This is a genomic window from uncultured Williamsia sp., assembly GCF_947494875.1.
Classification (GTDB): Bacteria; Actinomycetota; Actinomycetes; order Mycobacteriales; family Mycobacteriaceae; genus Williamsia_A.
Genome location: NZ_CANLWM010000003.1, coordinates 149391 through 171736, shown reverse-complemented (window position 1 = coordinate 171736; position 22346 = coordinate 149391). Strand labels below are relative to the sequence as shown.

At 65.6% G+C, this 22346-nt stretch carries 21 protein-coding genes and 1 pseudogene; 12 read left to right on the top strand and 10 right to left on the bottom strand.

Annotated features, from left to right (window positions below):
- Nucleotides 1–82: 82 nt before the first annotated feature.
- Nucleotides 83–478 carry a hypothetical protein gene (locus Q1A98_RS08980; protein WP_299572245.1) on the top strand — a complete coding sequence of 132 codons (396 nt, stop codon included), beginning with the start codon at nt 83–85 and terminating at the stop codon, nt 476–478.
- Nucleotides 479–629: 151 nt separating this feature from the next.
- On the top strand, nt 630–1640 hold the full coding sequence (locus Q1A98_RS08975; protein ID WP_299572243.1) for an MBL fold metallo-hydrolase: 1011 nt from the start codon (nt 630–632) through the stop codon (nt 1638–1640).
- A gap of 279 nt (nt 1641–1919) precedes the next feature.
- On the opposite strand, the gene Q1A98_RS08970 is transcribed toward Q1A98_RS08975, so the two are convergent.
- Nucleotides 1920–2318, bottom strand: coding sequence for a hypothetical protein (locus Q1A98_RS08970; RefSeq protein ID WP_299572242.1), 399 nt, complete (start codon nt 2316–2318; stop codon nt 1920–1922).
- 66 nt (nt 2319–2384) lie between these two features.
- Between Q1A98_RS08970 and Q1A98_RS08965 the strand changes: the two genes are divergently transcribed.
- From Q1A98_RS08965 to Q1A98_RS08950, 4 genes are all read left to right on the top strand, one after another.
- Complete coding sequence (locus Q1A98_RS08965; RefSeq protein WP_299572240.1) at nt 2385–3002, top strand: TetR family transcriptional regulator; 618 nt, start codon at nt 2385–2387, stop codon at nt 3000–3002.
- An 82-nt stretch (nt 3003–3084) separates the two neighbouring features.
- Nucleotides 3085–3525, top strand: coding sequence for a hypothetical protein (locus Q1A98_RS08960; RefSeq protein WP_299572238.1), 441 nt, complete (start codon nt 3085–3087; stop codon nt 3523–3525).
- 32 nt (nt 3526–3557) lie between these two features.
- Entirely contained in the window at nt 3558–3920 is a 363-nt protein-coding gene (locus tag Q1A98_RS08955) for a DDE-type integrase/transposase/recombinase (protein ID WP_299572236.1), read from the top strand.
- Nucleotides 3901–4224: an IS3 family transposase gene (locus Q1A98_RS08950; protein ID WP_299572815.1), complete on the top strand. Its 324-nt coding sequence runs from the start codon at nt 3901–3903 to the stop codon at nt 4222–4224. The genes Q1A98_RS08955 and Q1A98_RS08950 overlap by 20 nt, the downstream gene beginning before the upstream one ends.
- 74 nt (nt 4225–4298) lie before the next feature.
- Here the strand turns inward: Q1A98_RS08950 and Q1A98_RS08945 are convergent, their stop codons facing one another.
- The 3 genes from Q1A98_RS08945 to Q1A98_RS08935 form a co-directional block, all read right to left on the bottom strand.
- Nucleotides 4299–5387 (bottom strand): zinc-binding dehydrogenase, encoded by a 1089-nt coding sequence (locus Q1A98_RS08945; protein WP_299572234.1) that lies wholly within the window; start codon nt 5385–5387, stop codon nt 4299–4301.
- 319 nt (nt 5388–5706) lie between these two features.
- On the bottom strand, nt 5707–6309 hold the full coding sequence (locus tag Q1A98_RS08940) for a TetR/AcrR family transcriptional regulator (protein WP_299572232.1): 603 nt from the start codon (nt 6307–6309) through the stop codon (nt 5707–5709).
- 991 nt (nt 6310–7300) lie between these two features.
- Nucleotides 7301–7843, bottom strand: coding sequence for a DUF302 domain-containing protein (locus Q1A98_RS08935; protein WP_299572230.1), 543 nt, complete (start codon nt 7841–7843; stop codon nt 7301–7303).
- 92 nt (nt 7844–7935) lie between these two features.
- On the opposite strand from Q1A98_RS08935, the gene Q1A98_RS08930 reads away from it, so the two are divergent.
- On the top strand, nt 7936–8292 hold the full coding sequence (locus Q1A98_RS08930) for a helix-turn-helix domain-containing protein (RefSeq protein ID WP_299572228.1): 357 nt from the start codon (nt 7936–7938) through the stop codon (nt 8290–8292).
- Nucleotides 8293–8547: 255 nt separating this feature from the next.
- Here the strand turns inward: Q1A98_RS08930 and Q1A98_RS08925 are convergent, their stop codons facing one another.
- The 3 genes and pseudogenes from Q1A98_RS08925 to Q1A98_RS08915 all read right to left on the bottom strand — a co-directional run.
- Nucleotides 8548–12210 carry an Ig-like domain-containing protein gene (locus tag Q1A98_RS08925; protein ID WP_299572225.1) on the bottom strand — a complete coding sequence of 1221 codons (3663 nt, stop codon included), beginning with the start codon at nt 12208–12210 and terminating at the stop codon, nt 8548–8550.
- Between the two features lie 73 nt (nt 12211–12283).
- A complete protein-coding gene (locus Q1A98_RS08920) occupies nt 12284–12829 on the bottom strand; it encodes a hypothetical protein (RefSeq protein ID WP_299572223.1) in 546 nt (181 codons plus the stop codon).
- A 741-nt stretch (nt 12830–13570) separates the two neighbouring features.
- Nucleotides 13571–13849, bottom strand: a pseudogene (locus tag Q1A98_RS08915) (nuclear transport factor 2 family protein); the annotation flags it as partial.
- Between the two features lie 293 nt (nt 13850–14142).
- Here Q1A98_RS08915 and Q1A98_RS08910 point away from each other — a divergent pair.
- Both Q1A98_RS08910 and Q1A98_RS08905 read left to right on the top strand, forming a co-directional pair.
- On the top strand, nt 14143–14619 hold the full coding sequence (locus tag Q1A98_RS08910; RefSeq protein ID WP_299572220.1) for a DUF664 domain-containing protein: 477 nt from the start codon (nt 14143–14145) through the stop codon (nt 14617–14619).
- Between the two features lie 369 nt (nt 14620–14988).
- Complete coding sequence (locus tag Q1A98_RS08905; RefSeq protein WP_299572218.1) at nt 14989–15894, top strand: phosphodiesterase; 906 nt, start codon at nt 14989–14991, stop codon at nt 15892–15894.
- On the opposite strand, the gene Q1A98_RS08900 is transcribed toward Q1A98_RS08905, so the two are convergent.
- The gene (locus tag Q1A98_RS08900; RefSeq protein WP_299572215.1) at nt 15891–17426 is read right to left on the bottom strand and encodes a stealth family protein; all 1536 of its coding nucleotides are present in this window, start codon (nt 17424–17426) and stop codon (nt 15891–15893) included. The genes Q1A98_RS08905 and Q1A98_RS08900 overlap by 4 nt on opposite strands.
- Nucleotides 17427–17844: 418 nt before the next feature.
- Here Q1A98_RS08900 and Q1A98_RS08895 point away from each other — a divergent pair, with 418 nt between their 5' ends.
- On the top strand, nt 17845–18354 hold the full coding sequence (locus Q1A98_RS08895) for a hemerythrin domain-containing protein (protein ID WP_299572213.1): 510 nt from the start codon (nt 17845–17847) through the stop codon (nt 18352–18354).
- A 25-nt stretch (nt 18355–18379) separates the two neighbouring features.
- Here Q1A98_RS08895 and Q1A98_RS08890 read toward each other — a convergent pair whose 3' ends face one another.
- A complete protein-coding gene (locus Q1A98_RS08890; RefSeq protein ID WP_299572210.1) occupies nt 18380–19567 on the bottom strand; it encodes an MFS transporter in 1188 nt (395 codons plus the stop codon).
- An 84-nt stretch (nt 19568–19651) separates the two neighbouring features.
- Between Q1A98_RS08890 and Q1A98_RS08885 the strand changes: the two genes are divergently transcribed.
- A complete protein-coding gene (locus tag Q1A98_RS08885) occupies nt 19652–20428 on the top strand; it encodes a helix-turn-helix transcriptional regulator (RefSeq protein WP_299572207.1) in 777 nt (258 codons plus the stop codon).
- Here the strand turns inward: Q1A98_RS08885 and Q1A98_RS08880 are convergent.
- On the bottom strand, nt 20413–21501 hold the full coding sequence (locus Q1A98_RS08880) for an oxygenase MpaB family protein (RefSeq protein ID WP_299572204.1): 1089 nt from the start codon (nt 21499–21501) through the stop codon (nt 20413–20415). The two genes, Q1A98_RS08885 and Q1A98_RS08880, sit on opposite strands and share 16 nt — an antisense overlap.
- A 230-nt stretch (nt 21502–21731) precedes the next feature.
- Between Q1A98_RS08880 and Q1A98_RS08875 the strand changes: the two genes are divergently transcribed.
- The gene (locus tag Q1A98_RS08875) at nt 21732–22265 is read left to right on the top strand and encodes a TetR/AcrR family transcriptional regulator C-terminal domain-containing protein (RefSeq protein WP_299572201.1); all 534 of its coding nucleotides are present in this window, start codon (nt 21732–21734) and stop codon (nt 22263–22265) included.
- Nucleotides 22266–22346 lie beyond the last annotated feature (81 nt).

The following is a 22346-nucleotide window of genomic DNA, read 5'->3' as shown; positions in this document are numbered from 1 at the left end:
CTAACCATCCAATAATTGGACGCTCAACATAATTCGGAGCTAACGTGGCCACCACCCGTTGCGAACGCCCTGAGGAGAACCGATGAGACTGCGGTCCAGGCCACGCTCCGCGGCGCTTTTGATGTCGTTGATCTCCAAGGCGGTGGCGTCCCGGGGAAGGATGGCTGCGGCAGCCTCGGCAGTTGCGGGATCTGGGTGGACGGATCAGAGGGCCGGTTCCACGTCTCTCGCTGCGCTGAAGGCCCACGGAGACAAGGTTTCCAGCGTCCAATACACCGTCATTGAGACACGGACCGACACGGTCGTGAGGCCGTTTCCGTCGGCCTTCCTAACAGGCGACGACGTCCCGAACGTTCTCGTCCAAGATCGCTGTCGGGCCAACACAGTGGATCACGGCGGGATGGCCTTCGACCCCTACACGCTTGGTCTCGTTCTCCACGCGCTGGACCCCGCGACCACGTCGGCCCCCTGTCGTTGATGACAACGAGCGCGGTCAACACCCGATGTCGAGATGGGGTCTAGAAGTGGTTTATACACGTCGTCAGATACTGCGATCGGCCGCCGCAACATCAGGTGGCGCCCTGGCGGCGCCGGCAATCGTAGGCCCCGGTTCCGGCGCGGCTTCGACAATGCCGACACTTGCCGGGACCGATCCAATTCCGCGGAACGGCGCTCATGTCTTGCTGCTCGGAACGGCGGCCGGTCCGGTGCCCATGTCTGGCAGGTCCGGAATCGCTAGCGCGCTCGTCGTCGACGGCCGGATCTATCTGATCGACATGGGCCACGGAGCTTTCGACCAGTTTCAGAAGTCCGGCCTCGCTGCCGCCGACATCGATCACATCTTCGTCACCCATCTGCATTCGGATCATCTAGCAGATCTCTTCACCCTGCTGTGGCTCCGGTTCGGCGGCGTGAACCCCTTGACCCACGTCGTCCACATCCACGGCCCGGGACGCGCGGGTGGACTCCCTGAGTCGTCCAGCGGCCACCGTGTCGCGACGATCGCAGCCGACAACCCCACGCCTGGACTAGCCGACTTCTTCGCCAATTCCCTCGCTGCTACTGCGTACGACGTCAACCTCCGGATGCGCGACGAGGGCTGGCCCAACATCCGAAGCTTGTTCCGAATTGACGAGATCACGGTTCCTGACGTCGGCGCGGGGCCCAACGGCCACCTAGCACCGCCCATGGCGCCGTTCCACGTCTTCGCTGACGATCGTGTGCGGGTGACGGCCATCCTCGTAGATCACCCACCGGTGTTCCCGTCGTTCGCGTTCCGATTCGAGACCCGCTACGGAGCAGTCGTTTTCGGTGGCGACACCACGATTACCCCGAACATGGTGACCCTCGCCAGAGGCGCACACATGTTGGTTCACGAGGCAATCGACCTGACCATCGTGGAGAAGTTCGGCAACCTCTCGGCGTCGCAGCTGCAGCACCACCGCAACAGCCATTCCGACGTGCGACTCATCGGTAGCGAGGTCGCACAGCCAGCAGGCGTCGAGAAGCTGGTGCTCACGCACCTGGCCCCCGGAACCACGGCGATCCCCGATGTCTCATGGAGAGTGCAGGCGCAGAGTGGGTTTCACGGCGAAGTGATCATTGGTCACGACCTGCAGAGGATTCCGCTAAACAACTGAGATGAACCAGGGGTGTCGCGTGACCCCGGCCATGTCTGCGACGCTGACCCACAGGTCGCCGAGGCGGAGCAGCCGTGCCGTTGCCTGACACTGCTGAACGTTGTCAGTTCCTTTGTCGGGAACGAGGTGTCGAGACTGCGTCGTACTTTATCGATGGTGGCGAACTAGACCTCGACGAATTCTGGCGTGGCACCCTGGGGCGCAACCGCGGCGCGGTAAGGCGTCCAATCGGGAATGGAGGTGAGGATGTCGTCGGTGATGGTGCCCTCGAATTGCACCTCAGACCGCCTCGGCGAACAGCCATGGGTGGACCAGTGGTCCAATGAGCGCGACGACGGCGATCAGTCCTAGCCCGATCCACATGTCCGGGTTGGCAATCCTGCCGTCCAGGACGAACCCGGCCATCACCGCCAAGGTTATGACGGAACCCTTGAGCGCGATGAATCTCCCCAGCCGCGGATGCCTAGGGTGCTGACCCCGGCGTTCCGCCGCTCGTCGCGCCACGGCGGCCACCGTCATCACACCGATCATCAGCACGACGAGCCGAACCGCGTGTTGCCACGGCGACTCTCCTGCGTGCGCCATCCAGAGCGCCCCAATCGTCACACCAGCGACGAGATAACCGATGCGGACCCTGGTGACCTGCTGGTGTTGGCGCGCACGCACGAAATCTGTCATGAATGACACTTTAGATCGAAGTGTCAGTACTGACAACTGCTCGTCACTTACTGCGATAGTGGAGACATGACGGCTGATGTCGGTCGGCGCGAAGCGCACAAGATCGCAACCCGTCGCGCCATTCGAGACGCGGCTGACGTGCTATTCGCGGATAAGGGCTTCGGGGCTACCACAGTCCGCGAGATCGCCGACACCGCAGGCGTAACCGAGCGCACCTTCTTTCGATACTTCCCAAGTAAGGAAGCCCTCCTCGTCGAGGACATTCTGTCGTGGCTACCGACGCTCGGGGACACCATCCGGGCCCGACCCGCGGACGAGACTCCCCTCGACGCGATTGAGAACACCGTCCTCGCTCTTGGTGACGACGTCTGGCACACGATACGACAGACTCTGACGTGGTTGTTTCACGACGGACCACCGGCCGGCCGCCTGACCAACACCGCGCCGGCGCTCCTGGCGCAGTTCGAGAACGTCATCGCCGACGCGCTCGCCGACCGCAGACGGGCATCCGGAGACCCGCAATCCGAGGACGTGCTTGTTGATCAGGTGCTGGCGCGGGCTGGGGTGTCAGCGCTGCGCAGCGCTGCAATTCGACACTGGCAGCTGCGCGTCGCCGGGTTCGCGGATAAAACGACCCTTACCGAACTGGTCCAGCGCGCCTTCGCCATCCTTCGACTCCGCTAGAGCAGCGCGCTGCCCGTAAACGGGAGGCGCCATCGATGACTACACACCGAGATGGGCCACCCTGCCTCGCGCCGTCGCATCGGTGATCGGGCGCTCGCATGGGGTCAATGCCGACACGTTGCGGGGGTGGTGCAAGCAGGCCGCGATCGATGCCGGGGAACGCCCAGGGACCACGACCAGCGATGCCCAACGCATCAAGTCGCTCGAGGTGGAGGTACGAGAATTCAAGCGCGCCAATGAGATCTTGTTGGCGGCGTCCTCGTTCTTCGCGCGGGAGCTCGACACCGCGACTGCCGTGGTAGTCCAATTCACCGACGACCATCGCGCCCGTTTCGGGGTCGAGCCGATCTGCCGAGTGCTCACCGAGCACGGAGTGCCGATCGCTCCGTCGGGCTACTACGCGTTCAAGACCCGTCCGGCCTGCGCCAGAACCCTGGCCGATGCCGAACTCATCGCCCACATCGAGCGGGTCTTCTGCGACCCGGCGCTCGGGCGTGGGATCAGCGGCGCCCGCAGGATCTGACAGCTGCGCCGAGAGGGCCATGACGTGGCCCGATGCACCGTCGGGCGCCTCATGCGCCAGCACGGGCTGCGTGGATACGGCGCGAACGCCGGTTCGTCACGACCCGCTCCGATTCAGCCGCGCTGCGCGCTCCGGATCATGTGCAGCGCCAGTTCCGGGCCTCCCGGCCGAACGAAATGTGGGTGGTGGACTTCACCTACATCCCCACCTGGTCGGGGATGGCATTCACCGAGTTCGTCACCGACGTCTACTCGCGACGCATCGTCGGCTGGCGGACGATGGCGCAGATGCCAACCGACCTGCCCCTGGACGCGCGGGAGATGGTGTTCTGGGTCCGCGACCGCGCCGGACACGTCGTCACCGGAGTGGTCCAAAATTTTTACGCCGGAACGTAATACACTGCGCTGCGCTACAGCGAGCGGTTCACCGACGCTGGGGCGATCGCATCGATCGGCACCGTGGGCGACTCCTACGACAACGCTCTGGCCGAGTCCGTGGTCGGGCTTCTACAAGACCGAGTGCGTGCAAATCGACGGACCGTTCCGCATTGTCGGCGAACTCGAACTGGCCACCCTGTCCTGGGTGCACTGGTTCAACGAGAACCGATTGCACTCCGCGATCGGCTATCGATCTCCGGTCGAGATGGAGAACGAGGACTACCGTGAGAACACCTCCCACCGCGAACCCGCGCTGGGATAACCCGCCCTCTACAAAGCCCGGGGCGATTCAACTTGACGCCATCGGAGGTGTTGCATCAGTTGGTAGGGCCAAGATTATTCGCGATCTGGCCGGATGACTGTGAGTTGGTGTGGCTGGCTGTGTGACTTTGCGTAGGGGAGCGCGTCATTGATATTTTCGAGAGCGAACTCGGTGGTGTCGAATTGGCTCAGGTCAATGAGGCCGGAGCGGATCAGCTGCACCATCTGGGGTATGGCTGTGCGGGGGTACATCCATTTTCCGCGCACGGTGACGTCGTTTCGGACCAGCCATCGATAGGGCAGTGCGAGTTCGTCGCTGCCGGTTCGGCCGACGCCTCCCATGAGCACGATGGTCCCGCCTGGCCGTACGGTCATCGCCGCGGTCAGGACCTGTTCCGCTGTCGCCATTCGGGGTAGCAGATCTAGGACGCAGTCGACAGGTCCGCCTGCGGCTTCGATGATGCGGTCGTGGTCGACGGTCGGGTCGCCGGTCATTTGTACCGGCGCTACTCGGGAACGATGACAATCTGCTAGCGCTTGGAGTGTTTCGGTGTTGCGGCCGGTGGCAACGACACGGCCAGCACCCATGGCCAGCGCAACGGTTACCCCGGCGCTGCCGAAACCCCCTGTCGCACCGTTGATGACCAAGGTCTGCCCAGCGTGCAGCCCGCCGGCTAGCAATCCGCCGTAGGGCACGAGTAGACGCCCCATCACACTCCAGCGGCCTGCGTCCGTCGGGTTGATCTCACCGATCGGCGTGACGTTCTCGGTGGGCATGAGCACTTGTTCGGCGAAGGAGCCGTGATGAAAGTAGCGGTGTAACGGCAACGCCGAAGGGGTGCGGCCGGTCCAGCCCAGCAAAATCATGTCGGGTTCGGCAATATTGTCGCGGCCACGGATTGTGGCGTCGCAGTAAACCCAGTCACCGGGTGTCAAGCGGGTGGAATCGGGGCTGGTGGCGCGTATCCGTCCGATACCGCCCGGGCCCGGGACGACGGGTAGTTCCAGTAGGTAACCGCGGGCGCCGGAGAAGACGTCCGCGGCATAGCCCCCGACGCCGGCAGCGATGATGTCGACGACGACCTCTCCAGTGCCGACTTCGGGATCAGGCAGAGTCTGAATAGACAGGGGCGCACCGAATTCGGAGAGGACGGCGGCTCTCATGAGACACGATCCGGTGTCGTGGGCGGAACCGTTGCGCGCTTATCCGCCGTCGATGGCGGCGCTGGCGACCACCCTGGAGGATCCCACGGCAATTGGATGAACGCGTTGAGCGGCTTGACCATCCGGAGCAGACCGGACGCCGACAAACTGGTCAGCGTGTCACGCGTCGAGAAACCTACGCGTCGGCGATCGGTGTGTGACTGCGCCCAATCCTCGCGGCGACGTTCGAGTCGATCGCCGATGAGCTCCGCGCCCAACAGCAGCAAGAAGGCTGGAATGGAGTAGAGGCCAATATTGTAAACAAAGTCCATGGTCGTGCCTATTCTCTTTCCTCAACTCCGATGCGCGAATGGGGTTCGCTACCTGTCGTTTTCGGCATACCGTCGATCTGCCAGCGCAGTGCACGGCCGAACATCTCGTCGGACACCCGGCGCGGATCGATGCGCCGCTGACGGATCAGACCGCTGAACAATGCCAGCGTTGTGACAGCAAACTCCTCAACCGAGACGCTCTCGTGAACGTGATGACGATCAAGGATCTCAACCAGGATGTTGCGCACCGCAAGCAATTTCTGATCCGACGCGTTGGCCTCGATCTGCATCAGAGCGGGATTGCGCACCGCTTGCAACCAAAACTCGGTGCTGAGCACAGCGGCCTCGATGTCTTTGTCGGCGATCGCCATCAGCAGGGCACCCAGCGCCTGCAATGGGTCCACGGACTGATCCTGCGCGGTATCGATGACACGGGCGACCTCGTCCATTCGCCCTACCGCCCGCGTGGACATCAAGGCCGCCAGCAGGTCTTGCTTTGTCGCAAAGTTCGAATACATCGCCCCGATCGAGAAGCCAGCGGTTTCAGCGATCTCCTCCACCGAGGATCCGAGGTAGCCCTTTTGAGCGAAGACTTCGGCTGCAGCCTTCAACAAGCGCTGCCGCGTCTGCTCTTTACTTTCGGCCCGAGTCAGTCGCCGACTACTCCGCACGATCGGATGTACCCGTCGAAGTCAAGTATGAACTCATATCCAGATAGTAAGCACTATCTCAAATCCTTGGCAAACCGAGTGGATACGAGGATCAAGAGATGACCGAGAGCGTCGTGGCTGTGGCGCCATCACAGAACCCTCATCGAGATGCGGCGAGCACGATCGAGTCACCATGGCTCGTTCTGACGCTCCACGGGCGATTCGAATGCGGCAGCCACTTGCTGGCGCAAACCAGCAGTGTGCGGCATCGTTTTGGGTACGCAGGTGCCAGGCGATTCCGATCCTCGGCGGTGGCAGGTTAGGCCAGCGGTCTGTCAGGTACGTGCAGCGAGTGGGAACTCGTACCTGACATAATGTGTCTTATCGGCGCACACCGGGCCGCGGCGCGATGAAGAGCTAGGGCTCGACTCGCGTTTGGTCCGACCAACACAAACGAATCTGCATCCGCGCAACGAAAGCCTCGGCGTCGCAGACGGATTTGGCCGGGTCGGATCGATAGGAAGCCCCACAGCTGCGCCAATCGCCGTTGACGAATGCGTCGAACGACCATGTGCGCCGACCGGCGCCCAGACCGAGATCCACCCCATGACCTACGGAACCTGCCACGCTCGACCAATACGTCACAGTGACGTAATGTCAGCCTCCTGGTGCCGACCTACTGGCTCGTGGTCACGAGCGGACGAGCGTGTATGTCAGACCGGGTCAATGCGTCGTCGCGCGTTGGCGCCAGCATCTGCGTCTCGCGTGGCGTGAATCAAAGGGCCGGGTCGGCCGTAGACCCACTTCCACACATTCTCGAGCGCCTCCCCCAACTCCTCGCCACTGGCGAGTGAGTTCGTACGACTTATTCGGCATCTTCGTGACGACTTCGGCGAGTACTACGGTGGCATATCCAGGTCACGCCGTGCCGCCGCGTCATCTGAGATTGCAATCAACCGTGGCGAGTTCCCGATTGCGGCGGGAAGGCAACGACCACCAAGAGGAACGCGAGCAGCGCGGCTACTTTGTCGTCGAGCCCCAGAGCGATCTCAGTGACCTCGTCGATGCCCAGGCTGCCGAAAACTGTGCTCGGCTGGTCGATGCTGAACACGGCTTCGCCCACGGCGTTGCTGTACAACAGCACTCGCAGCGGGGCGTACAGCATCGCATGAGGGTCGTGGCGGAACATCGTCTCGGCGATGACGTGATTGCCCAACAGGTATTCGACCGCCTGGGTCCGGTTGCCGGCTAGTGCCATCACGGGGCCGGCGTCAATGGTGACGTAGCGGATAAGCGCATGCGGAGCCATCTCTCGCACGGCGGCCTGCATATCCTCCCAGGGGGCTGCGCGCTGAACCAAGCGTTCCACGACGTCGGCGTCGAACGACGGTGCCGCCTCTTCGAAGCGCGAGCGAAACTCCTCGAACTTCATCCCGGTGCTGATATCGAGTCGGTTCATGACGTGCGACGTCACGTCCATTTTCGCTTCAGTCACGCCAAGCCCCCCGGTTCCTTGGTTCGCTGACCGAACCAACCGATTCGACGGTATGGTTCGTTCACCGAACTTGCAAGTGGCACAATCGCGACATGGCGCTACCCCGCGAGTACCCGGCCGAGGATTGTCCGATTGCCCGGTCGCTAGAGGTCGTCGGCGAACGCTGGACACTGCTTATCCTGCGGGAGGCGTTTCGCGGTGGACGTCGGTTCACCGACTTCCAAGATCGCCTCGCTGTTCCGAAAGCGGTGCTATCCCAACGGCTGTCGTTTCTTGTGAAAGAACACATTTTCGACATTGCTGCCACAGAGCGTGCGGGCCGCGCAGAGTACGAGTTGACGAGCAAGGGACGTCAGCTGTTGCCCGTATTGACCGCTCTCGCGGAATGGGGCGCCGAGCACTACGACACCGCCTACGTCGACACCCTCGCCCCAGAAGCACAGGAGTAAAGGACGTACGGGCGGCGGGGTCCGTTATTACGGCGGCGATGCACTACGCGTTGCGCTCCCGTGATTTTGGTTGCGGCGGCCGGCGTTGGTGGTGGGTTTGGCTCGGGCGGGGCAGCACCCATCGACGCTCTGGCACTCCTTTCGACATCGCCGAAGTAGTCGAAGGGAGACAGCGACAGGTGTCGCGGCGCCAGGGCCGATCGCTGGGACCAGCAAGTGAAGGGGCCACGTGCAACTATTTCCGTGTCCCGCTGATCAGCCAATTGCGGTGACGTTGAACGTGACCGTCCCGGCGGCGCTGTCGACCTTTCCGTCGTTGACCTTGTAGGTGAAGGAGTCGAGTCCGATGTAGTTGGTTGCGGGCGTGTAGACGGCGGTCAGATCGACGCCGTTGAAGATCAAGGTGCCGTGCTGAACGTTGGTGAGAAGCGTTCCGGTCAGTGCGTCGCCATCGCCATCAGATGACTTGTTGCCCAGGAAGTAGCCGCCGGTGGTGTTTTGCTTGACGGGAATCGTGCTGTTGACGATCACCGGCACGTCGTTGACCGGGGTGATGGTGATCGTGACGGTGGTGACTGCCGAGGTGTTGACACCGTCACTGGCGGTGTAGGTGAACGAGTCGGTGCCGTTGTAGTTGGCAGCTGGCGTGTACGTGAACGAACCGTCCGACAAGAGTTGGAATGCGGTGGCGTGTGTGGGCGCGGTACCCGCCGAGATCACCAACGTCGGGCTGTCCACGTCGGTGTCGTTGGCCAGGACGCCGGGAACGCCGACGGTCAGGACGGTGTCCTCAGCGATGGTGTAGGAGTCGGGATTGGCCACCGGGGCGGCATTGCTCGTGGCGGTCACGGTGATGGTGACCGTCGTAGGCGCCGACGCGGTCGTCCCGTCGGACACCTGGTAGGTGAACGAGTCGGTGCCGTTGTAGTTGGCGGCTGGCGTGTAGGTGAACGAGCCGTCCGACAAGAGTTTGAATGCGCTGGCGTGTGTGGGCGCGGTGCCCGCCGAGATGGCCAATGTCGGGCTGTCTGCGTCGGTGTCATTGCTGAGCACGCCTGGAGCGTTGACGACCAGCGTGGAGCCCTGCCCGACCGTGTAGGAATCGGGCACTCCCACCGGCGCATCGTTGACCGGGGTGACCGTGATGGTCACGGTCGCTTCGTTGCTCACCGCGCCGGTGTTGTCCTTGACCGTGTAACCGAAGCTGTCAGAACTGGTCTCGCTGCCGTTGTTGGCGTAGGTGATCGAGCCATCGGCGTTCACGGTGGCGGTTCCTGCGGTGGGCTGTCGGGTGATGACGACAGTGGTGGTGTCGACCGTGCCGTCGGCGTCGGTGTCGTTGGCGGTCACCGCGATGGTGGTGCTGCCACCTTCGGCGACGGTCGCGGCGTCGTTCGCCGCGGTGGGCGCGTCGTTGACCGGGGTGACCGTGATGGCCACGGTCGCTTCGTTGCTCACCGCGCCGGTGTTGTCCTTGACCGTGTAACCGAAGCTGTCAGCCCTGGTCTCGCTGCCGTTGTTGATGTAGGTGATCGAGCCGTTGGCGTTGACCGTCGCGGTTCCTGCGGTGGGCTGTCGGGTGATGACGACAGTGGTGGTGTCGACCGTGCCGTCGGCGTCGGTGTCGTTGGCGGTCACCGCGATGGTGGTGCTGCCACCTTCGGCGACGGTCGCGGCGTCGTCGACGGCAACCGGCGGCTGGACGGCTGCACCGGGGACGACATCGAACGTGACGGTGACGGTGCTACCGACTCCGTCATAGTTGACGATCCGGTACCGCAGGATGTCCTGCCCAGTGAAACCAGCGTTCGGAGTGTAGGTGTAGCCGGTCGGCGCATTCCCGTTTGGGTGATAGAGCGACCCGTGCGCAAGATATGTGAGGAAATCTCCGATATAGATCGGGTCACCGTCGACATCGGTCGCGCCGGTGAGTAGATCGAAATACACGGGCGTGTTCACCAGCGTGGTGAGATTTTGATCCGGGGCCGTCGGCGGGTGGTTGACTGGTGTTCCGGCTGTTCCGGCAGTTCCGTTGCCCTTGCCTCCGATACCTGCTGCTCCCGCAGCGCCGGCGGTCCCCGATGGGGCGAATCCGCCGTTGCCGCCGTTGCCGCCGGTACCTGTCGCGCTGTTGCCGCCGTTGCCACCGTCACCGCCGTAGACGCCGAAACGGGGGCGGTCGCTGGAGGCGGACCCGCCGTTGCCACCGTCACCGCCGTTGCCGGAAATACTCGACCCGCCGTTGCCACCAGCACCGGCGATGACCCCGAAGGGGCCGGTGGCGGTGCCGCCGTTGCCGCCGCGGCCGCCACCGCCCGTGGTGCCGGTACCGCCTGCTCCGCCTGATCCGCCGTTGCCGTCTGCGGTGGACGTCGCAGTGGCCACCCCGCCGTTGCCGCCGTTCCCGCCGGCCGACCCGCTGCCGCCGTTACCGCCGGCACCGGATGCGCTGCTGGTGCCGGAGCTGGGCGCGCTTGTTCCGCCGTTACCGCCGTTGCCGCCGGCGCCTGTCGCACCGGTCGAGCCGGCGATTGCGCCGGTGCCGCCGGTTCCGCCGGCGCCACCATTGCCGCCCGCACCGCCGTTGCCGCCACTGCCATAGCCTGGCTCGCCGTTGCCGCCGTTGCCGCCGTCGCCGCCCCGGGCCCCGGTACCGCCGTTGCCGCCGTCGCCCTGGGATCCGGTCTGACCGTCTGCGCCGTCCACGCGGCCGGCGCCCCCGGTGCCTGCGCGGCCTCCCGCCCCGCCGTTGCCGCCGTTGCCGCCGGCGCCGCCGGCTTGTCCATTCGCGCCCGACTGAGCGGTGCTATGGTTCGCGTCCCTACCGGCGGCTCCGTTGCTCCCTGCAACCCCGTTGCCCCCATCACCGCCGTTGCCGCCGTGTCCGCCGTCGGCGCCGGTTCCGCCGAGTCCTTGTACCCCGGTTGCGCCGTCAGCGCCCGCAGAACCACCGGTGCCGCCCATCCCGGCAGCACCCCCAACGCCCGCTGCCCCGCCCGCGCCCCCGGCACCGCCGTTGCCGCCGGCACCGCCGGGGGTTCCGTCGGCGCCGTTGGTTCCCGAGGCGCCTGACGCACTACCGTTGGTTCCATTGCCGCCGTGAGCACCTGCGGTCCCGTGCACACCGTTGCCGCCGTCGCCGCCGATACCGCCGGACCCGCCGGCTCCGCCGGTGCCGTTGGTGCCGGCCGTGCCTGCGGTGCCGATGAGTCCGCCGCGGCCACCGGCGCCGGCGTCCCCGCCCCGACCGCCAGTGCCGCCTGCCCCACCTGAGGTGCCGTCGGCACCATTGGCGCCGGGCGTGGTCCCATCCGCACCCTGGGTTCCAGCCGCCCCGCTGCCACCGACCCCGCCGATGCCGCCGGTGCCGCCCGTTCCCCCGGCACCGAACAGCAGGCCGCCGTTGCCGCCGCGGCCACCCGCACCGCCCGCGGTACCGTTCCCGCCGGCGCCGCCGGTGACGATGGCGCTGGTTCCCGCCGTGCCCGCACTGCCAGCACCACCGCGGCCACCGTTGCCGAACAATCCAGCGTCGCCGCCGTTGCCGCCGTTGAACCCGTTGCCGCCGTTGCCGAACAGGCCACTGCGGCCGCCGTTGCACACCATGTCCACAAGGCAGGTGGCCGAGGTGTAGCTGAACCCGTTGCCGAACAGGAGACCAGCATCAGGATGCTCAGCGGTGCCGTTGCTGATCAACAGGGCGAGCAACGCCTGCAGCGGATTGAACGGCGGAGCTGCCACAAGACTCACCTGCGGCGTCACCATATTCGTCGATGCGCCGGTGCTGGTGTGGGTCGTGTCCAGCTCTCGGCGAGCGACGCCGGCGGCGACCCACGACGACGGTCCATCCACCGCCGCGGGAGTGCTGGTGGAGCCGTGCTGCTGGGCAGTGGTGAAGATGCTCAGCAATGCCGCCACGATCGCCGTCGCCGGCGTCGGCGGGGCGGTCGGCGCAGATGGCGATAGAGACGACTGCGCGGCGGCGTGCCGGTCACCGGGGGTCGAGGTGAACGTGCCGGTTCCTGTCGCGGTCGACGGTGCCGAGGTCGTCGACGGTGCCGAGGTGCCCGCCGCAGGCGACATGGTCGTAGTGCCCGCCGCCGCGGATGACGTGGTCGCAGTCGAGGTGGTCCTCGGCGGCGAGGTGGTCGTCGACGCAGCAGTGGTGGTCACAGAGGACGACGTGGTCGAGGTCGGGTCGCTTGTGGTCGGCGCCGCATGCCGCGGACCCGACGACATCGACGACGTACCCGAGGGCGCGGGACTCGTCGCGGTGGTCGGGATAGGTGCGCTCGAGCCCCCGGAATCCGTCGGCGTACTTGACGCACCACCACCAGAACTCGACACGGGCTTCGTCGATGACGGCGCGGCGCCCGTCGAGGTGGTGGTCGAGGTCGGGGTGGGCGCCGACGATGACGTCGACGTGGTCGTGCCCGCGCCGACGGTGTCGGCTGGGGCGCTGCTTACAGCCTGTCCCCCGGCATCCGACGTGGACGGAGCGGTGTCCGCCGCGGCGGCACCCGTGCCCGCGGCACACGCACCCGCGATCGCAACAGCCCCACCGGCGAGCTTTGCAGCGCGCACCCAATTCCGCTTGGCCTTCATGAGCGTCCTTCACCTATCCGTGGAAGGGCGCCCCCGCAACCCCACGATCAACAATCCGAACCGAACACACTCCGTGCGCCCACGACCGGGCACGCATGAGACGGACGCTAGAGCCGCGCACGTTGGCATGTCTACGATGCGCAGCGCGGCTAACAGAAGTGCAGTAGTGCCGCTCGGGGTGCAGTAGTAGAAGCGTGTTCCTGCAGTAGTTTCCGATCTCTCATCCGGCGGCAGGGGCACGCCTCCCCCTCTTCCGTCGCGCAGCTGATGCCGGTCGGCCGGCGTCGTGTGAAACCGGCACCCCGCGGCTGCCGCGCGACGTGGATGGGATGGCGATGCCGCAGGAGTGGGCCGTGGTCGGACGTGACCGGGACCTCGCCGACATCACCTCATCGTTCGATGATCCAGTCGGTCGGGCTCGCTCGGCGGGTTCGCGCGGTGGACCGACGACCGCGCCAGCGCACCCGCTTCGCTCGTGCGTCGCATCAGCGGTGCGCTCGTGCAAGAAGTGAACCGACACGTCGGCCCACGACCTTCGATGACCAACCCCCAGACAGCGATGGACACGCACCTTTCGAAGCCTGTCGCGTTCCAACCGGTATGCCTTTGTCACGTAATACCATTCGCCCGGCGGGTTTGGCGCGTTGTCTTGTTTCCCGGTGGACAAGCGGGGTCAGCTGGGAACTTTGTCCAAGAACCCGACCACGGTGAGGATGCGCCCCTCGCCGTCCAGTGACACAACGTCGAACCCCTCGACGAGGGGCGGTTCGTTGGCAGGGCCTAAACCCCAGCGGAACCGGGCGTGATCGTGGTGGGCGTCGGTGTCACCGATGGCGGTGAACACGAATCCGGGGAACTGGTGCTGCACGCCGGCGATCGCTGAGTCGAGTTCGTCATGACCAGTCGCCTCTACGAGCGGATCGCTGTACGTGGCCTGCGGTGACCAGAACTGCTCGAGCGCGGCGCGCCGGGCCGCAGGGTCAGTCGAATTCTAGGTGTCCAGGTAGGTGGTGCTGACTGCGTCCACGAAGGACCTCGATTCTGTTGGGGGCGTGGTGACCAGACCCAGGATGCGTGCGGTTACGTCAGCGAGTCGATGACCTACAAGGTCATGTCCGGTGCGCGGACCACGCTCGGCGCTTCGCTTTCGCAGACGTTTGCTGCGGGGCACAGTGGGCGGGTCGGTGTTCACATCGCGCGCGTCTAGGCTTCCGCGATGACTGACATGCCGAGCAGGAATCCGCGGTGATCGACAACCTGAACCTGCCCGCCTGGGCCGAAGCGGCGCACGGCCTGATCGTCGAGAATCTCGACGGCCTGGCAGCCGTCGCCGATCAGATTGGCGACGAACGCATCAACGTCGTTCCGCCGCTACCGCAAGCGAATTCGGGGTACGGCATCGTGTACCACTGCACGCAGGTCGTCCTGTTCTGGGCGGGTAGCGTCATCGGCGGCGAACGTATCCCCCGAGATCGCAACGCTGAGTTCACGGCGACCGGGACGGTCACAGACCTGCACGGCGCACTCGACGACGTCGCTGCCCGACTCCCGGCCTGGGTTGAGGTCGCCGTGACCGACGGCGTTCGCGACCCGGGCGCAGCCGGATCCCGCGCCGCGACGGCTACCCCCGAGTATCTCCTCAGCCACCTGGTGCGAGAGCTTGCGCAACACCTCGGCCAGCTCGAGATCACACGCGAGGTCCTTCGCGCCGATACCGAGTAGCGCAGCGGTGTCACGTCATCGGTCGTGTTCCCTGCGACCACGTCGCGCGTTGTGAGCTCCCTGCCGAAAGTGCCTGCATCACTGCCTCGAACCATCGACGACTTCGTCGCACCCTCGACCCACCGCTGCATCCGGCAGATCGAAGGTCAGATATGTCCCTGTCATGAAAACGGATTACTCCCTGTCTCGCGTTTGAGCGCACTCGAACTCCTACACTCGTCGCCACGACGAGCTCGCCGAGCCGGCGCGCAGTGGCGACGCGGTCCGCGTCTCCGGTTGTCTAGGGTGAACACGACGGACGCCCGGCCCCGGGTTTCGCGCACGCCCCACGCACGGCCCTCGACGAACGGCCGGCGGAAGCGAGAGCACATGAAGGCCCGAACGGCCGAGTACGCGCGGCCCAATTTCTGCATCCTCCACTTCAGCGACACCCACCTCGTCGCCGAGGGCATCCTCTACGGCGACGTGGACGGCGGAGAACGGTTGCGGCGGATCCTCGCTGACGTTCAGGCGTCGAAGGCCCGCCCGGACGTGCTGGTGTTCAGCGGCGACCTGACCGACCGGGGCGAGGCCGCGGCGTACGACGACCTGCGGGCACTGGTCGATCCGCTCGCAGACGAACTCGACGCGACGGTGATCTGGGCGATGGGCAACCACGACGACCGCGCGCAGTTCCGTGCCCACCTCCTGGACCAGGAGCCGTCGAGTGATCCCATCGACGAGGTCTACGACATCGATGGGCTGCGCCTCATCACTCTCGACACCACCGTCCCCGGTTACCACCACGGTGAGGTCACCGATGAACAGTTGGCGTGGTTGACCGACGTCCTCGCGACACCGTCGCCCCATGGCAGCATCGTGGTGATGCACCACCCGCCGATCCCCGCGGTTCTGGACCTGTCGACGCTGGTCGAGCTCGTCGGCCAGCAGAAGTTGGCGAATGTTCTGCGCGGCAATGATGTCCGTCAGATCCTGTCGGGCCACCTGCACTACTCGACGACGGCGACGTTCGCGGGGATCCCGGTGTCGGTGGCGTCGGCCACGAGCTACACCCAGGACCTGGCGGTGTCGGCGGGCGCGGTCCGAGGCAGGGACGGAGCCCAGGCGCACAACCTCGTCTACGTCTACGACGAGACCGTGGTCTGCTCAGTCGTCCCCCTGCGCGGCGACCCCACGGTGGGTGAGGGTGTCGACGCCGACGAGGCAGCGCGCCGGATAGAGGCACACGGGGTCACCATCCGCGACAGCTCGCGGGCCGCGAGTCCGCCGGTCTAGTGCTTCGCGGAAGACGTCGGCGGCGGTGTCTCCCATCCGGCGGGGATGGGGAAATACCGGTCGAGGAATCGCGTGACCCGGTCGGTTCGGACGTCGAGGTCCACTTCGGGAAAGCTGCCGTCGTTGAGGCAGAAGAAGTCCACGGCCCGCTTGGGCAGCAGCTTGTCCATCAACCGCAGACCGGCAGCGGAGGTGGTGTCGATGTAGCGCACCTTGGCGCCTCGCTGGACCACGGCCCGACCGGTGCGCAGGGCGTAGTAGTGGTAGAGCGAGTTGGTGACCGAGATGTTGTCGCTGGCCCGGAACGCGCTGGCCGCGGTGGCGGTGAACTCCTCGGGGAACTCGGCCTCCATCTCCGACATCACGCTCTTCCGTAACGGCGTCACGACGTGTTCGAGGTGTCGGGTCGTCACCGACCCGAATCGCTTCTTGAGGACTCGTCGGTTGACCCGGGCGGCGTTCTCGAAACCGCTGCGCTGGTTGTCGTTCGTGCCGAGCCCGATGCGCACGTCACCCTCGACGAACATGGTGATGCCGCCCGGTGAGAAGAACATGTCCGGTTGGACCGGCCGCGCGAAGAACATGTCGTCGTTGGAGTACAGGAAGTGTTCGGACAGGCCCGGGATGCGGTGCAACTGCGACTCGACGGCCTGCGAGTTGTGGGTGGGAAGCACCGAGGTGTCGGTGAAGAACTCCGCACTGGGAACGAATGTGACGCGGGGGTCGTCGGCCAGCCACGCCGGGCGCGGAGAGTCGGTCGCGACGAAGATGCGTCGGATCCACGGGGCGTACATGTGCACCGATCGCAGCGCGTATTTGAGTTCGTCGATCTGACGGAACCGTGCGGCGGAGTCGTCACCGGATCCGACGACATAATTTCTCATGCGCTTGGCGCGCTGAGCCTGGAACTCCGCGGACGAACCGTCCACCCAGGAGAAGACGATGTCGATGTCGAACGAGATGTCCGACGCGTGGTCGGCGAACATGTTCTCGATTGTCGGCCAGGTCGCACCGAACCGTTCGACGGTGCCGAACACCACCTCGTCCGTGCGGATGATGCTGCGCGTCAACGAATTCTCCACCGGGAGCACCATCTCCGCCGACGACATCGACCACAGCTCGACCTGCACCGCGGTCGATGCGCCGTAGTGGAGACCACTGGTGGGTTCGTAGCGCGGGCGGTAGAGCCTGAGGATCCGTGCGTCGTCGTCCTCGGAGAGCGTGTCGTCGGCGACCAGCATCGGACGGCTGTTGTCGACGTCCATCGTCTTGACGTAGAACGGCTCCCGCATGCACGCGGAGACGAGGGCGGCGCGTAGTTCGGCGCGCAGGTGCCAATCCACGGCCAAGACGGGTCGCGAATCATTTCCTCGCACCAGCAGATACGCGATGCCCGCGGCGTCGAGCGCATCCCGGATGAACAACAGATCCGCGACCATCGCCTCGTGCGGTGTGGTGGTCGTGTTGCGCAGCGCGTGACGACCGTGGAACTCGACGATGTCGGAGCGATCGCGGAGGCGCGGTGTGACCATACGCTCGGTCGCGGAATCGCTGTACACACCTGTCGAATTCGGCGGTACGAGGTAGAGCTCCCGAGACGGCGGTGATGTTGTCATGGCGACCCTTCCCAGGCGACGCAGAACCCGGGGTTTCAGCCAATGCGTGTGGGTTGAAACTATACGCCACGATGCTCTCCGACCTGACGACTCCGACAACCTCCGAGTTGACAACCGCACCCGCACCGCCAGTAGGCATACCCACGTCCGATTTCACCCGTTTTAAATCCGTCGCGCTCTACGATTCGACACAACCTCCACGAGCAGCCGACGAGAATCCCTTGTGCACTCCGAGCCCATACTGCAATTCGACAACATGGCGATTGAGAGTGGCGCGGATGAGTTGAGTCGAGTGCAGACTGCAGTGGAGAAGCAGTTCTATCCGAGGAGATCAATGGACATCGCCGAGCTGATCCTGCACGACCATCACGAGTTGGAACACCAGTTCGCCTTGCTCGACGAGGCGGGCGACGATCCCGCCGTTCTGGAACCACTGTGGCGACGGCTGGCCACCCTGCTCGAAGTTCACGCCGCCGCCGAGGAGGAGATCTTCTATCCCGTCCTGCTGGACGTCGGCCGCGGCGCGGGTGGAGAGGACGGCCCGGAGGCCGAGACTCGCGACGCCATCGGCGATCACAACGAGATCCGCGACGCCATCCGCGCTGCCGACGAGCACCCGGTGGGCAGCACAGAGTGGCGCAAGTCCGTGGTCGACGCGCGGGTCGCGAACAGCGACCACATGGGCGAGGAGGAGCGCGGCGCGATCGCCGACATCCGGCAACATGCCGACTTGCAGCAGCGTCACGACCTCGCGGTGGCCTTCGCGACATTCGAAGCCACGCATCGACACGGGGTCGACCGTCCGGAGGAGGATGCCGACACCTACATCGACCAACACTCGTGATGCGATAACGGCTGGGCACGCACACTCACGAGCGAGGAAGCGCCAGCGCCAGGGCCACGGCGATGGCGGACACGACGCACAGGGTCGACAGGGTGGCGGTGATCCCCGCGTGGTCGGCGATCGCCCCGAGCGCCGGCATGAGCAGTCCGCCGGCACTCACCGCCAGCCCCAACGTCACCCCCGCCGCCGTCCCCGGACGGCTCGGCAGATAGTCCTGCCCGAGCTTCACCATGACGGCGAACGGGATGTTGATGGCGGCGCCCGCCATGAGCGCGAGGACCAGAGCCGGCACGGGTTGTTCGGCGGCGCGCAGTGCGACGAGTACCGGGATGATCAGCGCACCGCCGATCTGCACGGTGCGCACTGCGCCGAAGCGGTCGGCGATGCGTCCTCCGATGACCGTCCCGGCGATCCCGCCACCGAGGAACAGGGTCAGGGCGAGACCGCCGGTGGTGACACTGGTCCCGAGGTGGTGGATGAAGTAGAGCGCGAGGAACGTGCTGATCCCGAACGACACGGTGGACCTCACGATCTCGACCCCGGTGAGCGTCACGAACGGTCGCCAGCGATCGCGGCCCGACGACGTCGGTGCGGCCCCGCCGTTCGTCTGAACGTGACGCTGGTGTCGCAGCAACGCGGCTCCCATCACCAGCGCCGGGACGACCAAGGCAACGAGCGCCTCCACTCCGAAATGCGCCGCCACCGGTGTCACCACGAGGGGTGCCAGGAAGAACCCGACCTTGCCCCCCGTCGCGAAATAGCTCATCGCCGTCGCACTGGCGCCTGCAGACCGCCGTGCGTCACGGCCCGCGGCCGGGTGGAACGCGGCCACCCCGAGACCGGACACCAGCATCAGTGTCCAGACCACCGGATACTGCGGCACCGTCACCGCAGCACAGGCCCCCACTCCGGCGATCGTGAGGCCGACGGGCGCGACGAACGGGGTGGGTCGGCGATCGGCCAGGATCCCGAACATCGGCTGCGGCAACGCGCTTCCCAGCGCAGCTGCCATCGCCAAGGCCGCGACCGCGGTGTAGTCGTATCCCCTCGCGATGGCCAGAAACGGCAGCATGGCGGGCACCATGCCCTGATAGAAATCGTCGACCGCATGCCCTGCGATCCACCACCTCATCCGCGCCAGGGCACGAGGGGTCTTCCCCGGTTTCTCCGGTGCTCGCAGCACGTGACCGTCGTCGATGTCGGGGCTCGCCATGTCGGTTCCCTCCCAGGCTGGAGATCATCTCCTCCCGAAACTAGGGCGGACAGACATCGACGACTTCCTATACAGTGCCCGGAAATGTCGGAAACCAGCCACGACCACATGGCGACGTCGTCACAGGTGTGTGCGGCGGGGACGACGATCGAGCCCCACCTCCACCCGTGGCATCAGGTCGTCTACCCGTCCACCGGCGCAGTCGCGGTGACGACCGACGTCGGCACCTGGATCACCCCGCCCAATCGCGCCATCTGGATACCGGCCGGAGTCCTGCACCACCACCGATTCCACGGCCGCACCCGATTCCACTGTGTGGCTTTCGAGCCCGCACGGTATGCCGATCCGGCGCGAAGGCCGACCGTGCTGCTGATCGACCCGCTGACCCGCGAACTCATCAAGGCCCGATCCTCCGCGGACACCGACGACTCCCCCGGTGGCCGTCGCCTGCTCGACGTCCTGCACGACCATCTGCGGTTCGACGACCCTCAGCCCCAATGGCTTCCAACGCCCACGGACCCGCGACTGGTGGAGGCGTGCACGCTGGTCGCGGAGAACCTGTCCACTCCCCTACGCCTGAGTGCGGTGGGAGCGGCCATCGGAGTGGGCGAACGCACCCTCAGCCGGCTCTTCGCCGAGGACCTGGCGATGAGTTACCGCGAGTGGCGCACACAGCTCCGGCTCCACCACGCCGTGCGCCTGCTCGCGGACGACCACACCGTCACCGACGTCGCTCACCGGTGTGGTTGGGCCACTCCGAGCGCGTTCATCGACACCTTCCGACGGTCCCTCGGGTACACCCCGGGCACATCGTCTGCGTCGCGCGCACGGTCAGGGACGCGCACTCAGAACGGAGTCTGACGTGATGACCGTGCGCGGCGGAGTGCGCGGGCGTGGCGTATCAAGTCGACAGCGTCGGGGCCCCACATCATCCGCATGAAGTAGCGCTCGCACGGCGGCTGCTGCAGCACCCATATGAGGGGTCGCATCCAGTAGAGCGACGACCGGGCGAGCAGCTCCTGACGACGCGTCAGGTGCATCGATCGGCGGGTTTTCCCCGAGACCGAACCGAGTACCGGAAGCTTGAACAGTGAGTTCTGGAACCAGAGTTGGACGCGAACCCGATACTGCGACGGGTGCCGGTTCTTCTGCATCGACTCCTCGACCAACTCTGCGTAGTTCTGTCCGGTCGACGGGATGATCGCCATCGACGGCGTCTGCCCGAACAGGCGTGCATCGCGGTCGTACAGAGCCTGCAGTTCCGCCATCGTCGTGGGCAGATCCTCGTCTGCGGCCGGGAAGAGCTTGCAGTACTCGGCGACCTCGGCGATGAACTGGTCCCGCTTCTCGTCGGGGAGTCGACGGGGTCCGTGCCCGTCACGAAATGCCAGTGACTCGTAGACCCAGAGCATCGTGTGCATCTCGGTCAGCGCAGCCCACATCGACTCCCGCGGCGAGTTCGCACTGTACGAACCGAGCGACGGATCCCCCGCGTCGATGACGTCGCCGGCGACCTTCGCGTGGATGTTGGCCAGGTGCTTCGCCACTCGTCGGGCAGTCGCGGTGTCACCGAGCCACATGGGCGCGTGGATCCCGGAGTTCCGCTGGGCACGATCGAAGAGATCGAAGATCGTGAGCTCACCCGCGCGGGCCTTACGGGAGATGGGGTCCCAGTCACGCACCCCGGCGAAGATCGGCTTGTAGGTGAGTTGCAGGACGAACTGGGCCGCGCTCTGGAACACGATCGTCGCGGGGTGCAACAGCACCTCCCAGGCCACGGAATCAGGACCGAAGACGCCGTAGTCCCGCTCGCCGTCGGACGACTCCGAACCGGCCGGATTCGGCTCACCGAACCGTCGCCACCGCGACTCGGTACCCAGCAACCGTTCTCTGGTGACCACAGGGTCCACATGGTGGTGATGCGTCGTTGTCATCGTCACTCCTGAGCAAATACCGGGCGGGATTTCACCGCACGTTACGCTCGTCACCTGGCAGTGGGCAAGAGGCACCCTGCGCTGGGTGTGGAGGTGGGAACGTGGCCGCCGAGGTCAGACGACGGGGTCGAGGGCACAGCGCTGGGATCGATCTCGATCAGATCCTCGAGGCCGCCAAATCCCTCCCCCGCGAATCACTGTCGATGCAATCCGTGGCGAGCGTGCTCGGGGTGGATCGCAAAGCTCTCTACAACCACGTCTCCGATCGCGATTCGCTGCTCGCACTGGTGGCACTCGACGCGTTCGCGGCGCAATTCGCGGCAGGCGACATCGCCCGCACATCCACGTGGCAGGACGCCTGTACTGCGTACGCGCACTCCTTCGTCCGGGGGATCGTGGCCGCCGGAGACCTGGCCGACCACCTCTGGTTCGACGAGGCCCTGACGTCGTGGTTCCTCGAGCCCACCGAATTGCTGTTCAGCAGACTGACCGACGCAGGGTTCCACGATGAACTCAGCATCCGGGCGGTCACCATGCTGTCGACCATCTGCCTCGGACATGCACGGGACATCACTCGCGCGTCCGCCAGCGGCGACCGACCTCGGCACCGATCCTTGGTGCGAGCCCTCGCCCCGAGGGATGCCGCCAGATATCCCAACCTCGTGCGTATCTCGGAGCGGGGTGACAACACCTACGGCACCCAGCAGCTCGACTTCACCCTCCGGGTGTTCCACGACGGTGTGGCCGCAGAGCTCGACACGTGACCAGAACCAGGACGACCTGACATCGGGCGGCACCAGCGTGCTGCTGGTCGCTCATCGTGGCGCCGTGCCCCGCGCGGCACA

Coding starts and splice junctions, on each gene's coding strand:
- Q1A98_RS08975 (WP_299572243.1), top strand. CDS start 630: ATGCCGACACTTGCCGGGACCGATCCAATTCCGCGGAACGGCGCTCAT.
- Q1A98_RS08890 (WP_299572210.1), bottom strand. CDS start 19,567: ATGGCGAGCCCCGACATCGACGACGGTCACGTGCTGCGAGCACCGGAG.
- Q1A98_RS08880 (WP_299572204.1), bottom strand. CDS start 21,501: ATGACAACGACGCATCACCACCATGTGGACCCTGTGGTCACCAGAGAA.
- Q1A98_RS08955 (WP_299572236.1), top strand. CDS start 3,558: ATGCACCGTCGGGCGCCTCATGCGCCAGCACGGGCTGCGTGGATACGG.
- Q1A98_RS08930 (WP_299572228.1), top strand. CDS start 7,936: ATGGCGCTACCCCGCGAGTACCCGGCCGAGGATTGTCCGATTGCCCGG.
- Q1A98_RS08945 (WP_299572234.1), bottom strand. CDS start 5,387: ATGAGAGCCGCCGTCCTCTCCGAATTCGGTGCGCCCCTGTCTATTCAG.
- Q1A98_RS08965 (WP_299572240.1), top strand. CDS start 2,385: ATGACGGCTGATGTCGGTCGGCGCGAAGCGCACAAGATCGCAACCCGT.
- Q1A98_RS08900 (WP_299572215.1), bottom strand. CDS start 17,426: ATGGTCACACCGCGCCTCCGCGATCGCTCCGACATCGTCGAGTTCCAC.
- Q1A98_RS08905 (WP_299572218.1), top strand. CDS start 14,989: ATGAAGGCCCGAACGGCCGAGTACGCGCGGCCCAATTTCTGCATCCTC.
- Q1A98_RS08885 (WP_299572207.1), top strand. CDS start 19,652: ATGTCGGAAACCAGCCACGACCACATGGCGACGTCGTCACAGGTGTGT.
- Q1A98_RS08980 (WP_299572245.1), top strand. CDS start 83: ATGAGACTGCGGTCCAGGCCACGCTCCGCGGCGCTTTTGATGTCGTTG.
- Q1A98_RS08970 (WP_299572242.1), bottom strand. CDS start 2,318: ATGACAGATTTCGTGCGTGCGCGCCAACACCAGCAGGTCACCAGGGTC.
- Q1A98_RS08895 (WP_299572213.1), top strand. CDS start 17,845: ATGGACATCGCCGAGCTGATCCTGCACGACCATCACGAGTTGGAACAC.